General features: G+C 70.6%; 12 protein-coding genes. 2 read left to right on the forward strand and 10 right to left on the reverse strand.

The genetic code is table 11. From position 1 onward, the window contains the following. Positions 1-122: 122 nt before the first annotated feature. The 3 genes from AB0877_RS21625 to lysS form a co-directional block, all read right to left on the reverse strand. The gene (locus AB0877_RS21625; RefSeq protein WP_366610951.1) at positions 123-2,666 is read right to left on the reverse strand and encodes an ATP-dependent Clp protease ATP-binding subunit; all 2,544 of its coding nucleotides are present in this window, start codon (positions 2,664-2,666) and stop codon (positions 123-125) included. Positions 2,667-3,235: 569 nt separating this feature from the next. After that, on the reverse strand, positions 3,236-3,580 hold the full coding sequence (locus AB0877_RS21630; protein WP_036392792.1) for an Lsr2 family protein: 345 nt from the start codon (positions 3,578-3,580) through the stop codon (positions 3,236-3,238). Between the two features lie 112 nt (positions 3,581-3,692). Then, a complete protein-coding gene (gene lysS, locus AB0877_RS21635; RefSeq protein WP_366610953.1) occupies positions 3,693-5,201 on the reverse strand; it encodes a lysine--tRNA ligase in 1,509 nt (502 codons plus the stop codon). Positions 5,202-5,289: 88 nt separating this feature from the next. Here lysS and AB0877_RS21640 point away from each other — a divergent pair, with 88 nt between their 5' ends. Further along, positions 5,290-6,030 (forward strand): class I SAM-dependent methyltransferase, encoded by a 741-nt coding sequence (locus AB0877_RS21640; protein ID WP_366610954.1) that lies wholly within the window; start codon positions 5,290-5,292, stop codon positions 6,028-6,030. Between the two features lie 35 nt (positions 6,031-6,065). Here AB0877_RS21640 and AB0877_RS21645 read toward each other — a convergent pair whose 3' ends face one another. The 7 genes from AB0877_RS21645 to AB0877_RS21675 all read right to left on the reverse strand — a co-directional run bounded on the left by AB0877_RS21645 (position 6,066) and on the right by AB0877_RS21675 (position 12,924). Then, a complete protein-coding gene (locus AB0877_RS21645) occupies positions 6,066-6,824 on the reverse strand; it encodes a type III pantothenate kinase (protein WP_366610955.1) in 759 nt (252 codons plus the stop codon). Between the two features lie 17 nt (positions 6,825-6,841). After that, positions 6,842-7,738 carry a carboxylating nicotinate-nucleotide diphosphorylase gene (gene nadC, locus AB0877_RS21650; RefSeq protein ID WP_366610956.1) on the reverse strand — a complete coding sequence of 299 codons (897 nt, stop codon included), beginning with the start codon at positions 7,736-7,738 and terminating at the stop codon, positions 6,842-6,844. After that, complete coding sequence (locus AB0877_RS21655) at positions 7,735-9,429, reverse strand: L-aspartate oxidase (protein WP_366610958.1); 1,695 nt, start codon at positions 9,427-9,429, stop codon at positions 7,735-7,737. Before AB0877_RS21655 ends, nadC begins: the two co-directional genes overlap by 4 nt. Before the next feature lie 98 nt (positions 9,430-9,527). Further along, the gene (locus tag AB0877_RS21660; RefSeq protein ID WP_366610960.1) at positions 9,528-10,424 is read right to left on the reverse strand and encodes a septum formation family protein; all 897 of its coding nucleotides are present in this window, start codon (positions 10,422-10,424) and stop codon (positions 9,528-9,530) included. Positions 10,425-10,520: 96 nt separating this feature from the next. Then, positions 10,521-10,949 carry an aspartate 1-decarboxylase gene (panD, locus tag AB0877_RS21665; RefSeq protein WP_366610962.1) on the reverse strand — a complete coding sequence of 143 codons (429 nt, stop codon included), beginning with the start codon at positions 10,947-10,949 and terminating at the stop codon, positions 10,521-10,523. 46 nt (positions 10,950-10,995) lie between these two features. After that, entirely contained in the window at positions 10,996-11,844 is an 849-nt protein-coding gene (gene panC, locus AB0877_RS21670; protein ID WP_366610964.1) for a pantoate--beta-alanine ligase, read from the reverse strand. A 114-nt stretch (positions 11,845-11,958) separates the two neighbouring features. Beyond that, positions 11,959-12,924 (reverse strand): Rossmann-like and DUF2520 domain-containing protein, encoded by a 966-nt coding sequence (locus tag AB0877_RS21675; protein WP_366610966.1) that lies wholly within the window; start codon positions 12,922-12,924, stop codon positions 11,959-11,961. A 254-nt stretch (positions 12,925-13,178) separates the two neighbouring features. Between AB0877_RS21675 and AB0877_RS21680 the strand changes: the two genes are divergently transcribed. Then, a partial coding sequence (locus AB0877_RS21680) for an SAM-dependent methyltransferase (protein ID WP_366610967.1) occupies positions 13,179-14,033 on the forward strand: 855 nt, incomplete at its 3' end.

The raw sequence follows: 14,033 nt of genomic DNA on the forward strand, positions 1-14,033 counted from the left end.
GATGCGCAAGGGCGACGCGCGAAGCCACGCGCAAGGGCGGTACGCGAGGCGATACGCGAGGGCGCAAAAAGGCGGGGCCCCGATGGCTCGCGCCACCGGGGCCCCGCCCCTTGCTGGTTGTGTTACTCGTCCACGCCCGCCGCGGCGGTGCCAGCGGCAGTGCCACCGAGGTCGGCCGGGACGGCGTCCGGAACTTCGACCGGCTTTTCCGAGCCCCGGAAGACGAGCTTGGACTTGTCGATGTCGTCCGGGTCGCCCTCGCAGTCCACCACGACGATCTGACCCGGGGTCAGCTCGTTGAACAGGATCCGCTCGGAGAGGTTGTCCTCGATGTCGCGCTGGATCGTGCGACGAAGCGGACGGGCACCGAGCACCGGGTCGAAGCCCTTCGCGGCCAGGTACTTCTTGGCGTTGTCGGTCAGCTCCAGACCCATGTCCTTGTTCCGCAGCTGTCCCTCGATCCGCTGGATCATGATGTCCACGATCGAGAGGATCTCGGTCTGGCGCAGCTGGTGGAAGACGATGGTGTCGTCGATCCGGTTGAGGAACTCAGGCCGGAAGTGCTGCTTGAGCTCGTCGTTGACCTTCTGCTTCATCCGGTCGTAGTTGGACTCGGAGTCCTCCGACTGCTGGAAGCCCAGCGACACCGCCTTGGCGACGTCACGGGTGCCCAGGTTGGTGGTCAGGATGATGACCGTGTTCTTGAAGTCCACGATCCGACCCTGACCGTCGGTGAGCCGACCGTCTTCGAGGATCTGCAGGAGCGTGTTGAACACGTCCGGGTGGGCCTTCTCGATCTCGTCGAAGAGGACCACCGAGAACGGCCGACGCCGCACCTTCTCGGTCAGCTGCCCGCCCTCGTCGTAGCCGACGTAGCCGGGAGGGGCACCCACGAGCCGGGAGACCGTGTAACGGTCGTGGAACTCGGACATGTCCAGCTGGATGAGGGCGTCCTCGCTGCCGAAGAGGAACTCGGCGAGCGCCTTGGACAGCTCGGTCTTACCGACACCGGACGGGCCGGCGAAGATGAACGAGCCCGACGGGCGCTTCGGGTCCTTCAGGCCGGCCCGGGTACGCCGGATCGCCTTCGAGACCGCCTTGACCGCGTCCTCCTGGCCGATGACGCGCTTGTGCAGCTCGTCCTCCATGCGCAGCAGGCGCGAGGTCTCCTCCTCGGTCAGCTTGTAGACCGGGATGCCGGTCCAGTTGCCGAGAACCTCGGCGATCTGCTCGTCGTCGACCTCGCTGACGACGTCCAGGTCACCGGCCTTCCACTCCTTCTCCCGCTGAGCCTTCTGGCCGAGGAGCTGCTTCTCCTTGTCGCGCAGCTGGGCGGCGCGCTCGAAGTCCTGCGCGTCGATCGCGGACTCCTTGTCGCGACGCACCTGGGCGATGCGCTCGTCGAAGTCGCGCAGGTCTGGCGGCGCGGTCATCCGACGGATCCGCATCCGGGCACCGGCCTCGTCGATCAGGTCGATCGCCTTGTCCGGGAGGAAGCGGTCGGAGATGTACCTGTCGGCCAGGGTCGCGGCAGCCACGAGGGCGGCGTCCGTGATCGAGACACGGTGGTGAGCCTCGTAGCGGTCCCGCAGGCCCTTGAGGATCTCGATGGTGTGGGCCAGCGACGGCTCACCCACCTGGATCGGCTGGAAGCGGCGCTCGAGAGCGGCGTCCTTCTCCAGGTGCTTGCGGTACTCGTCGAGCGTGGTGGCACCGATGGTCTGCAGCTCACCACGGGCCAGCATCGGCTTGAGGATGCTCGCGGCGTCGATCGCGCCCTCGGCGGCACCCGCACCCACCAGGGTGTGGATCTCGTCGATGAACAGGATGATGTCGCCGCGGGTGCGGATCTCCTTGAGCACCTTCTTGAGGCGCTCCTCGAAGTCACCGCGGTAGCGGGAACCGGCGACGAGCGCGCCCAGGTCGAGCGTGTAGAGCTGCTTGTCCTTGAGGGTCTCGGGCACCTCGCCCTTGATGATCTTCTGGGACAGGCCCTCCACCACGGCGGTCTTACCGACGCCGGGCTCACCGATCAGGACCGGGTTGTTCTTGGTACGGCGGGAGAGCACCTGCATGACCCGCTCGATTTCCTTCTCGCGCCCGATGACCGGGTCGAGCTTGCCCTCGCGGGCGGCCTGGGTCAGGTTGCGGCCGAACTGGTCCAGCACGAGGCTGGTCGACGGCGCGGCCTCACCCGGCGCGGCGCCCGCCGCGGCCGGCTCCTTGCCCTGGTAGCCGGAGAGCAGCTGGATCACCTGCTGGCGGACCCGGTTGAGGTCGGCGCCGAGCTTGACCAGCACCTGGGCGGCAACGCCCTCGCCCTCACGGATCAGCCCGAGCAGGATGTGCTCGGTGCCGATGTAGTTGTGGCCGAGCTGCAGCGCCTCGCGCAGCGACAGCTCCAGCACCTTCTTGGCCCGCGGCGTGAACGGGATGTGCCCGCTCGGCGCCTGCTGGCCCTGGCCGATGATCTCCTCGACCTGCTGGCGGACGCCCTCCAGGGAGATGCCGAGGCTCTCCAGGGCCTTTGCCGCGACGCCTTCACCTTCGTGGATCAGGCCCAGCAGGATGTGTTCCGTACCGATGTAGTTGTGGTTGAGCATCCGGGCCTCTTCTTGGGCCAGGACGACAACCCGTCGCGCTCGGTCGGTGAACCGCTCGAACATGCCCTCGTGCTCCTCACGTGCCGTGCGCCTTGATGGTCAAGATCTTGGCGGGGCCGGTGCACGAACGTCCAGGACGGGCGTCCGTGCCTCCTTACTCTATCGTCGCTGACCGACTCCGCTGAGGTCGCGTGTCTCTGCTCCGGGTCGGTTCCACGTCGTTTTGAACAACCGTCCGCGCTCAGGAGGTGTTCCGGTAGCCCTGTCGCTACGCGCAGAGCGAAATCCGACTGACTCGGCGGAGGCCCGATCCGGGGTCCCGAAGCGCTCCGCGAGGCCCCGGAGGGCGGACCGGCAGTCACGACGAGCGCCGCGCCGGCCCCTTGGGGAAGTTGTCCACAGGCTGTGGACAACTGTTCCACTGGTTGTGGACAACGCCGGTTGGCCCGGATTGCTTCCCGGCCCCGAACGGGCCCGACGCCACCGCCCGATACGGCACCACCGTCCGGATACGGCGACACCATCCGGGTACGGCACGACCGTCCGGATACGGCGACGCCGGCCCGGAGGACTCCCCCGGCCCGGCGTCGGTGTCGCCTGCGGTGGCGGCTCGCCACCGTGCTGCTGACTGATCAGCGCTTCGCGTGGAACTCGTCCACGATCTCCTGCGGGATACGACCCCGGTCCGAGATGTCCTTGCCGGCCTTCTTGGCCCACTCCCGGATCGCCTTGTTCTGTTCCCGATCGGCGGTCGCGCCACCCCGACCGCGGGCAGCCCGCCCACCGATCACGACACCACCGCGGCCGACCTTGGTGCCGGCGCCCACGTACGAGGCAAATGCATCGCGCAATTTTGCGGCGTTGGCGCTCGACAGGTCGATCTCGTACTGAACGCCGTCGAGGGCGAACTTGACGGTCTCGTCCGCGTCCCCGCCGTCCAGGTCATCGACCAGCTTGTGAATGATCTGCTTGGCCACGTCCCACATTCCTTTCGAGCAGGGTGCTCCTGCTAACGAGAGCACAATAACCCGCGCGCTGCTCGTCGCGTCAATAGGCTCCGGTTACGGCTCGGCGTACGACCGGAGGGGACTACTCCGGGCGGACCAACGGGAAGAGGATCGTTTCCCGAATTCCGAGGCCGGTCAGGGCCATCAAGAGGCGGTCGATTCCCATTCCCATACCGCCGGCCGGTGGCATTCCATACTCCATCGCCCGAAGAAAGTCCTCGTCGAGACGCATCGCCTCGTCGTCGCCGCGAGCGGCCAGCCGCGCCTGGGCCACCAGCCGCTCCCGCTGCACGATCGGGTCGACCAGCTCGGAGTATCCGGTGCCCAGCTCGAAACCGAGCACGTAGAGGTCCCACTTCTCGGCCAGACCCGGCTCGCTGCGGTGGCCTCGGGTGAGCGGGCTGGTCTCCTCCGGGTAGTCCCGCACGAAGGTGGGTGCCTCCAGGCCCGGAACGACCAGTTCCTCGAACAGTTCCTCGGCCAGCTTGCCCGGCCCCCACTTCGGGTCGACCGCCAATCCCACCTTGTCGGCGTACTCCACCAGACGGGTCCGGTCGGTGCGGACCGTGACCTCCTCGCCGAGCGCTTCGGAAAGCACGCCGAAGAGTGTCACCTGCCGCCACTCACCACCCAGGTCGAACTCCCGCCCGTCGGCGTGGGTCACCACCGTCGAACCGCTCACCGCGACGGCCGCCTGTTGCACGAGATTACGCGTCAGCTCGCCGATCGTGTCGTAGTCGCCGTACGCCTGGTAGGTCTCCAGCATCGCGAACTCCGGCGAGTGCGAAGAGTCGACACCCTCATTACGGAAGTTGCGGTTGATCTCGAAGACGCGGTCGACGCCGCCGACCACCGCGCGCTTGAGAAACAGTTCGGGTGCGATTCGCAGATACAGATCGGTGTTCAACGCATTGCTGTGGGTCACGAACGGTCGGGCTGTCGCGCCGCCATGTAGCAGTTGCAACATCGGCGTTTCCACCTCGATGAAGCCCTGTCCGTGCAGGGAATCGCGCAGACTGCGCACCGTGGCCGCGCGGGTGCGCACCATCTCCCGCGCCTGGGGCCGGACAATCAGGTCGACATAACGCTGCCGGACGCGTGCCTCCTCGGAGAGGGGCTTGTGTGCCACCGGCAACGGCCGCAGCGCCTTGGCGGTCATTTCCCACTGCTGGGCCAGCACCGACAACTCACCCCGGCGGCTGGTGATCACCTCGCCGGTCACGCCGACGTGGTCGCCGAGGTCGACGAGGCGCTTCCACGCCTCCAGCCGCTCCGGCCCGACCCGGTCCAGGGAGAGCATCGCCTGCAACTCGGTGCCGTCGCCGTCGCGGAGGGTGGCGAAGCACAGCTTGCCCGTGTTGCGTACGAAGATCACCCGGCCGGTGACAGCGACCTGGTCGCCGGTCGCGGTGTCGGTGGGCAGGTCGGCGTAGGCCGCCCGGACCTGCGCCAGGGTCGTCGTGCGGGGGAAGCCGACCGGGTACGGCTCGACGCCCTCGGCGAGCATCCGGTCCCGCTTCTCCCGGCGGACCTTCATCTGCTCGGGAAGGTCGTCGGCGGGGTCCACTGGCACGGGGTTCTGCTCGGTCACGGCACGCTTCCTCGTCACGGAGATACAGGGGGTCAGGGCCGAGCGTACTCAAGCGCGCCTGAGGCCGTTACGGGATAACCTGCCCGTCATGGTCGATCACACTCACGCCCTGTCGTTCGGTGTCGCCGCGAGTGATTACGACCGGTTTCGGCCACGCTATCCCGCGGCTGCGGTCAACTGGGCACTCGACGGGCTGAGCGAAGCCCGGGTGGTCGATCTCGCTGCGGGCACCGGCATCCTGACCCGCGCCGTGCTGGCCCTCGGTCACGAGGTCGTACCGGTCGAGCCCGATCCGGGGATGCGGACGCAGCTCGACGCCAGCACCCCGGGCACGACGGCGCTGGCGGGCAGCGCCGAGGACATGCCGCTGCCCGACGCGGCGGCGGACGCGGTGCTGGTCGGGACGGCGTACCACTGGTTCGACCGGGAGCCAGCGCACGCCGAGATCGCCCGGGTGCTCCGCCCCGGCGGCACCTTCGCCCCCATCTGGAACATCCGGGACGGCAGCGTCGACTGGGTGGCCGAGCTGGGTCGAATCGCCCACTTCGGCGACAAGTCGACCAGCGAGGTCTTCGGCGAGCGGCCCGACTTCGGCCCCGCGTTCGACGCCGTCGAGAAGCGCGAGTTCGCGCACCGCACCACGCTCACGCCGGACGAGCTGCACGGCATGGTCCGCACCCGCTCGTACTGGCTCACCGCCTCCAGCGACGATCAGCGGCAGGTCGAGCGGGAACTGACCGACCTCCTCGACACCCACCCCGCCCTGGCTGGCCGGGACACCATCGAACTGCCGTACCGGACGCTGGTGCTGCGCGCCCGACGGCGCTGACGCCCGCACGGAGGCCGGCCCGACGGCGGCCGGGGTCAGAGGTTGCGGTCGTAGACCATCCGCAGGCCGATCAGGGTGATCATCGGCTCGTGGTGGGTGATGCTGCGACACTCGTTGATCACCAGAGAGGCGAGGCCGCCGGTGGCGATCACCGCCCGCACCTCGCCCAACTCCTCGGTCATCCGCTCGACGATCCGGTCCACCTGCCCGGCGAAGCCGAAGTACAGGCCGGCCTGGAGGCACTCCACGGTGTTCTTGCCGATCACCGAGCGGGGCTTGGTGGCCTCGACCTTGCGCAGTTGCGCGGCCCGGGCGGCCAACGCGTCGAAGGAGATCTCGATGCCCGGGGCGAACGCCCCGCCGAGGAACTCACCGCGCTCGCTGATCACGTCGAAGTTGGTGGTGGTGCCGAAGTCCACCACGATCGACGGACCGCCGTAGAGGGTGTACGCCGCCAGGGTGTTCACCACCCGGTCGGAGCCCACCTCCTTGGGGTTGTCGATCGCCAACTGCACGCCGGTCCGCACGCCCGGCTCGACGACGACGCTCGGCACCTCCGCGTAGTAGCGGCTGAGCATGGTGCGCAGCGACCGCAGCGCCGCCGGCACGGTGGAGCAGGCGGCCACACCGCTGATCTCGACGTTGTCGCCGGCCAGCAGACCCCGGAACATCAGGCCCAGCTCGTCCGCCGTCGAGCGGGCATCGGTCTTGATCCGCCAGGAGTGCACCAGCTTGTCGCCGTCGAAGGTCGCCAGCACGGTGTTGGTGTTTCCGATGTCGATGCAGAGCAGCACGAACGCAGCCTAGACAACTACTCGCCGCGCAGGTCCAGCGCGATGTCCAGGATCGGCGACGAGTGCGTCAACGCGCCCACCGAGAGGAAGTCCACGCCGGTGGCCGCGTACCGGCCGGCCACCTCAAGGGTCAGCCCGCCGGTCGCCTCCAACTCCGCCCGGTCACCCACCGCGGCCACCGCCCCGGCCAGCACCTCCGGCGTCATGTTGTCGCAGAGCAGGAAGTCCGCGCCGGCCTCCACCGCCTCCACCGCCTCGTCGACAGTGGTCACCTCGACCTGCACCGGCACCTCCGGGAAGGCCTCCCGGACCCGCCGGTAGGCGGCGGTGATGCTCCCGGCCGCCAGCTTGTGGTTGTCCTTGATCATGGCCACGTCGTAGAGGCCCATCCGTTTGTTGGTGCCGCCGCCGGCCCGCACCGCGTACTTCTCCAGCGCCCGCAGGCCCGGTGTCGTCTTGCGGGTGTCCAGCACCATCGCCTTCGAGCCGGCCAGCGCGTCCGCCCAGGCGCGGGTGTGCGTCGCCACCCCGGACATCCGGCAGAGCAGGTTGAGCGCCGTCCGCTCGGCCGTCAGCAGCAGCCGGGTCGGGCCGGTCACCGTCGCCAGCACGTCGCCGCGGGCCACCCGCTCGCCGTCGCGGGCCAACACCGACACCTCGACGGTACGACCGAAGCCGGTCACCTCACCCACCAGCTCGAACACGGCAGCGGCCACCGCCATCCCGGCCAACACCCCGTCCGCGCGGGCCACCAGGTCGGCGGTGTCGATCTGATCCGCCGCAATGGTGGCCACGCTGGTGACGTCCAGGAAATCCGGGCCCAGATCCTCTTCCAGCGCGCCCTCGATCACCTGCCGTACGTGCGCCGGATCCAACCCCGCCGCCCGCAACGCCGTCTCCGTCGACTCGATCACGAATTTCCCTCCCACTGTTGCGTCACCCGGCCCTGCGCCCCGACCGCCCCGACCAGATGGCCCAGCCACCGTTCGTCGGCCGTCGGGAAGTCCTCCCGCCAGTGGCAGCCCCGGGTCTCCCCACGGGCGTACGCGGCGGCAACCAGCGTCGACGCCACGGTGAGCAGGTTCGTCGCCTCCCAGTCGGCGGTCCGCGGCCGGCCCCGGGCCACGCCCAGGTCGGTCAACGTGCCGGCCGTCCCGGCCAACGTCGCCGCGGATCGGAGCACCCCCGCCCCCCGGGTCATCGCCCGTTGCAGGGTCGGCGTCACCTCCGCCGGCAGCACCCAACCCGTCCCGCCACGCCACGCGCCGGTCTCCGCCGGCTGGGCCTGCTCGGGCAGGCCGGCCGCGATGTCCTCGGCGATCCGCCGGGAGAAGACCAGACCCTCCAGCAGCGAGTTGCTGGCCAGCCGGTTCGCGCCGTGCACGCCCGTGCAGGCCACCTCGCCGCAGGCGTACAGGCCCGGGATCGAGGTACGGCCGCGCAGGTCGGTCCGGACCCCGCCGGAGGCGTAGTGGGCGGCCGGCGCGACCGGGATCAGATCGGTCGCCGGGTCCACGCCGATCGCCAGGCAGGACGCCACGATGGTGGGGAACCGACCGGCCAGGAAGTCGCCGCCCAGGTGCCGTGCGTCGAGGAAGACGTGGTCCGCTCCGGTGGCCAGCAGCACCCGGTGGATGCCCTTGGCCACCACGTCCCGGGGTGCCAGCTCGGCCAACTCGTGCTGGCCCACCATGAACCTCTTGCCGTCCGCGTCGACCAGGTACGCGCCCTCGCCGCGCAACGCCTCCGAAACCAGCGGCTGCTGCGCGTGCCCCGCCCCGGGCACCCCCGCGCCGGCCGGGGTGATCAGGGCGGTCGGGTGGAACTGGACGAACTCCACGTCGGTCACGGCCGCGCCGGCCCGCAGCGCCAGCGCCACCCCGTCGCCGGTGGAGACCGCCGGGTTGGTGGTGGCCGAGAAGATCTGACCCATGCCGCCGGTCGCGAGCACCACGGCACGGGCCAGCAGCGCGCCGACCCCGTCCTCGCTGCCCTCACCCAACACGTGCAGGGTGATCCCGCAGGCCGGGCCGAGCCCGTCCGGGCCGTCGCCCGGCGCGCGTAGGAGATCCAGCACGAGGGCGTGCTCGACCAGCCGGATCCACGGGTCGCGCTGCACCGCGGCGTGCAGGGCCCGCTGCACCTCCGCGCCGGTGGCGTCGCCCCCGGCGTGCACGATCCGGTCCGCCCGGTGCCCACCCTCGCGGGTCAGCATCAGCGAGCCGTCCGCATGGCGATCGAACTCGGCGCCGATCCGGATCAGCTCACGGAGCCGGGTCGGGCCCTCCTCGACCAGCACCCGGACCGCCGCCGGGTCGCACAGCCCGACGCCGGCGACCTCGGTGTCCCGGGCGTGCGCCGCCGGGGTGTCGGCCGGGTCGAGCACGGCGGCGATGCCACCCTGCGCCCATCGGGTCGAGCCGTCGTCAATGTTGACCTTGGTGACCACCGTGACGTGCAGACCCGCCTCCCGCAGGTGCAGCGCCGCGGTCAAACCGGCCACGCCGGAACCCACCACGATCACGTCGGTGGTCTCCACCCAGCCGGGCGCGGGCGCGGCCAGCAGCGCGGGCAGGGCAGGCAGGTCGACGGTCGGAAGGTCCATCCCCCCAGTCAACCCGAACCATCCTCGCCCGGGGCGGCGGGGGCGGGACGAGTGTTTTGGGCGACCCCGTCCGTCCCGCGCCGACGGTCAGGCCGTGGTCACTTCGTCCGGACCGGCAGACCAGCCAGGCCCGCGCCCTTCAACGAGGCGGTCACCGTACGGTCGCTGAGCCACAGATAGCAGCGGACGCCCCGATCACCGACCTTCCAACGCCCCGCCCCCGGCGGACGGACCACCACACCGCTGCGGAAGCGCAACCTGGCGTCGTCAGGTACGCCCGCGTACCGGGCCAGGACGCTACGACAACCCGTGTAGAGCGGCAGCCAGTCGGCGTCCCGGGTCGGGTACGCCACGTCCGGTGCGCGCCACACCCCGACGAACTCGGCGTCGTGCTGTTTGCCGCACTCCACCGGGGTCAGCGTCTGCACACCCCGGCCGGCGCCACCACGGGTCTGCTGGCAACCGAGGCGCAGCCCGGAGGGCCCCTTCAACGCGTCCCGCAGACTGCCCGACCGGACCACCACGGTGGCCGCCGCCTCGACGGTGCTCAGCTCGGTGAGGTCGCAGCGGAACCACCGGGAACCCGCCGCCCACCCCGGCTTGTTGGGCAGCGCCACTGACAGCCGCAGCCGGCCGGACCGCCAGTCGTCACCCACGTAGCTGGTCGCCCGGGTGTCGCACTCGGCGAACGCACCCCGCAGCTCGGCCGAACCACCCGCCGGAGCGGCCACCCGCTCGGCCGGGAAAGCCCCGACGTGCACCGTCTCCAGGCGGTGCGGCCCGGCGCAGTCCACCGGCTCGTAACTGGCGAGGCTGACCAGGTCGGTGAAGTCGGCGGCGTGACACACACCGGCGGCCGGGGTGAACGCCGACGGTGTCGGCAACGCCGCCCAGTCGTCGGTCAGATCACCGTCCAGGCCACCGGACCCGGCGCAGCCCACCAGCAGCACTGCCGTCACGGCAGCGGCGAACAGGGTCGTCATGGCACGGCTCATCGCGGCCTCCCCCAGCCACCGACCGGCTTTCGCCAGCGTGCCCAGGGTAACCGGAAATGACCTTCCGGTAACAGACCGGAATCGCGGTACGGGGGATCAGACTCCGGACACGGCCAACGGGCTGGGCACCGGGCTACCGGCCGTGCCCGGCGCCGCCGCAGCCGGATCGGTCCCCAACTCGATCACCCGGTTGTCGGCGTCGACGTGCACGACCCGCGGCCGGTACGTCCGGGCCTCGGCGTCGTCCATCTGCCCGTACGAGATCAGGATGACCATGTCACCGGGGTGCACCAGGTGCGCGGCGGCACCGTTGATGCCGATCACGCCGCTGCCCCGCTCACCCGGGATCACGTACGTCTCCAGCCGGGCGCCGTTGGTGATGTCCACGATCGCCACCTGCTCGCCGGGGAGCAGGTCGGCGGCGTCGAGCAGATCCTCGTCCACGGTCACCGAACCGACGTAGTGCAGGTCGGCCTGGGTCACCGTGGCTCGGTGGATCTTCGACTTGAGCATGGTCCGCAACATCTTCAGTGGCCTTTCGCGGTTTTCGGTGGCGGGTGGTACGGCCGGGTCAGGGGCGCGGGGCGAGGTGGATCGCCGCATTGTCGATCAACCGGGTGGCACCCACCCAGGCGGCGATCACCAGCCGAGCCGGCCCAGCCACCGGACCCGGTTCCAACTCGGGATCGGTGAGCACCAGGTAGTCGAGGCGGGCACCGGGCGTACCGGCGCCAAACGCGGCGTGTGCGGCGGTCAGCACCGCGGCCGCGTCCAGGCCGTCGTCGGCGGCCTGCGCGCCGGCCCGCAACGCGGCGGACAGGCTCAGCGCGGCGGCCCGCTCCGGCTCACTGAGGTAACGGTTGCGGCTGGAGAGGGCCAGCCCATCCGGCTCCCGGACGGTCGGCACGCCAACCACCTCGACCGGCACGTCCAGGTCGCGCGCCATCCGCCGGACCAAGGTCAGCTGCTGGTAGTCCTTCTCACCGAAGAACGCCAGGTCCGGCCGGGTGAGCTGGAGCAGCTTCAGCACCACCGTGAGCACCCCGTGAAAGAAGCCGGGGCGGCTCGCCCCCTCCAGCTCGGCGCCGAGCTGGCCCGGATCGAGGCGTACGCGGGGCTGACCGTCCGGGTACATGTCCGCCACCGACGGAGCGAAGACCAGATCCGCGCCCGCCCGCCGGCACACCTCCAGGTCGGCCTCAAGGGTGCGCGGGTAGCGGTCGAAGTCCTCGTTCGGCCCGAACTGCAACGGGTTCACGAAGACCGTGACCAGCACGTGGTCGGCCTGTTCCCGGGCCGCGCGCAGCAACGTCTCGTGCCCGGAGTGCAGCGCACCCATGGTCATCACCACCCCGACCGTGCCCTTCAGCCCAGCCCGGGCCTCGGCCAACTCGGCGCGCGTGTGCACGACCTGGGTCACCGCTCCACCTCGGTTTGCGACTGCGGGGCTCGCAGGATCGACTCACTCCTCACGCTCACAGCTCCACCTCGGTTCCCGACTGCGGGGCTCGCAGGATCGGCTCACTCCTCACGCTCACGCAGCCACCTCCCGACCGCTGTCGGCCAGGACGCCGAGCAGCGACTGTGCGTCCACCGGCCGCAACCGGCCGGCGGCGATCGCCCGGTCGGCGGTACGACGGGCCAACGCCAGGTACGCGGGCACGGATTCCGGTGCGGTGGCCGCCAACCGGGCCAGGTGCCGCTGCACGGTGCCCGCGTCGCCACGGGAGACCGGGCCGGTCAACGCGTCGTCACCGAGCAGCAGCGCGTTCTCCAGGGCGGCCCGCAGCAGCGGGGCGAGCACCTTCTCCGGCCGGGCCACCCCGGCGTCCCGCAACCGGTCGGTCGCCTCGTTGACAAGGGTCACCAGGTGGTTCGCGCCGTGGGCCAGCGCGGCGTGGTAGAGCGGGCGGTCCGACTCGGCCACCCACTCGGGCACGCCACCGAGGTCGGCGACCAGCCGGGCAGCAAGTGGGCGCAGCTCCGCCGGGGCGGTCACCCCGTACGAGATGCCGTCGAGGCGGGCCAGGTCGTCCGGCGTACCGGTAAAGGTCATCGCCGGGTGCAGGGCGAGTGCCCGGGCACCGGCCGCGACGGCCGGCCCGAGCACGGCCAGGCCGTGCGCCCCCGAGGTGTGCGCGACGATCTGGCCCGGGTGCAGCGCGCCCCGCTCGGCGAGATCGGTCACCACACCGGCCAGCCTGTCGTCCGGCACCGCGATCAGCAGCAGGTCCGCGGCGGCGTGGGCCACGGCGGTGACCGGACGGCGGGGCACCTCGGGCAACAGCAGGGCGAGGCGGGCGCGGCTGGCTCCGGAGCTGCCGGAGACGGCGACCACCCGGTGCCCGGCGGCGGCGAGCGCGGCACCCAGCACGGCGCCGACCCGACCGGTGCCAATGACACCGACGGTGAGCAGACGGGAGGTGGGGGGAGTGGCGGAGGCACCGAGAACGGCGGGCCCATGCGGGGCGGCCGGACGCGGGCGCAACGGTGCGCTCATGACGACGATCCAGTCCTCGAGAAGGGGTACCGGTCGATCGCAAGTATGCGCCCGGTCCACCGAACCCGGACAAGCATGTGTGAAAACCTTCACCACCGCCCCAAGTGCCCTCCACCACCGTCCCGGACCGCCCCAGACCAGCGCGTTCTGCCCGCACCCATGATCAAGTGTTGAAAAGTAGGTGACCCGAGCGTTTCTGACCTACTTTTCATCACCTGATCACCGTGCGCCGAGCTGCATTCGGAGTGGAACTGATGTCGATCGCCTGGCGAGACGCGATGAGCCGAGCCCTCTACGGGCCGGGCGGCTTCTTCGTCGCCGGCAGCGGCCCGGCCGAGCACTTCCGCACCAGCGTGCACGCCTCCCCGGCCTTCGCCACCGCGCTTCTGCGCCTGCTCACCCAGGTCGACGCGGCCCTCGGGCATCCGTCACGGTTCGACGTGGTCGACGTGGGGGCGGGGCGGGGCGAGCTGCTACGCGCTCTCGCCGGGCTCGCTCACAATCCCGCCGGGCTCGCTCACAATCCCGCCGGGCTCGCTCAGGATCCCGCCGGGCTCGCGGTGGGGGTTTCCGGGGAGCCCGCCCACTCCGGGCGGTCAGGCTTGATCCCTGCGTGGTCGGGCTCCCCGGAAACCCTGACTCCCACGACCTCCGCCGCACCCTACGGGCCGTCGCTTGCCGCCGTCCGTCCGTCGCTCGCCGAACGCGTTCGCTTCACAGCCGTCGAGTACGCGCCCCGCCCGGAGAACCTGCCCAAAGAGATCAACTGGACGTCTGAGATCCCTGCCGGGATCACGGGAGTGCTGCTCGCCACCGAGTGGCTGGACAACGTCCCCCTCGACGTGGCAGTGCATTCCGAGAACGGCTGGCGATACGTGCTGGTCGACCCGGAGACCGGTGCGGAGACCATTGGTGAGCTGGTCAGCCCTGACGATCTTGATTGGCTCACACAGTGGTGGCCCAGCCCCACGAGCCTGCCCAGTACCGACCGTGCCCCGACTCCGGGGGTGACCTGGACGGACTCGACCAGCGACAGCAAGTCGGGTTTCGGGGCAGCCCGGCCGGCGCAGGGATCAAGCCTGACCGCCCGGAGCCGGCCGGGCAGATCG

This window comes from Micromonospora sp. NPDC047644 (assembly GCF_040704315.1).
In the GTDB taxonomy this organism is placed as follows: Bacteria; Actinomycetota; Actinomycetes; order Mycobacteriales; family Micromonosporaceae; genus Micromonospora.

What these genes read in the sequence shown, in the direction of transcription:
- AB0877_RS21655 (WP_366610958.1), bottom strand. Translation starts at nt 9,429, where the DNA reads ATGGACCTTCCGACCGTCGACCTGCCTGCCCTGCCCGCGCTGCTGGCC.
- AB0877_RS21640 (WP_366610954.1), top strand. Translation starts at nt 5,290, where the DNA reads ATGGTCGATCACACTCACGCCCTGTCGTTCGGTGTCGCCGCGAGTGAT.
- AB0877_RS21675 (WP_366610966.1), bottom strand. Translation starts at nt 12,924, where the DNA reads ATGAGCGCACCGTTGCGCCCGCGTCCGGCCGCCCCGCATGGGCCCGCC.
- AB0877_RS21625 (WP_366610951.1), bottom strand. Translation starts at nt 2,666, where the DNA reads ATGTTCGAGCGGTTCACCGACCGAGCGCGACGGGTTGTCGTCCTGGCC.
- panD (WP_366610962.1), bottom strand. Translation starts at nt 10,949, where the DNA reads ATGTTGCGGACCATGCTCAAGTCGAAGATCCACCGAGCCACGGTGACC.
- AB0877_RS21660 (WP_366610960.1), bottom strand. Translation starts at nt 10,424, where the DNA reads ATGAGCCGTGCCATGACGACCCTGTTCGCCGCTGCCGTGACGGCAGTG.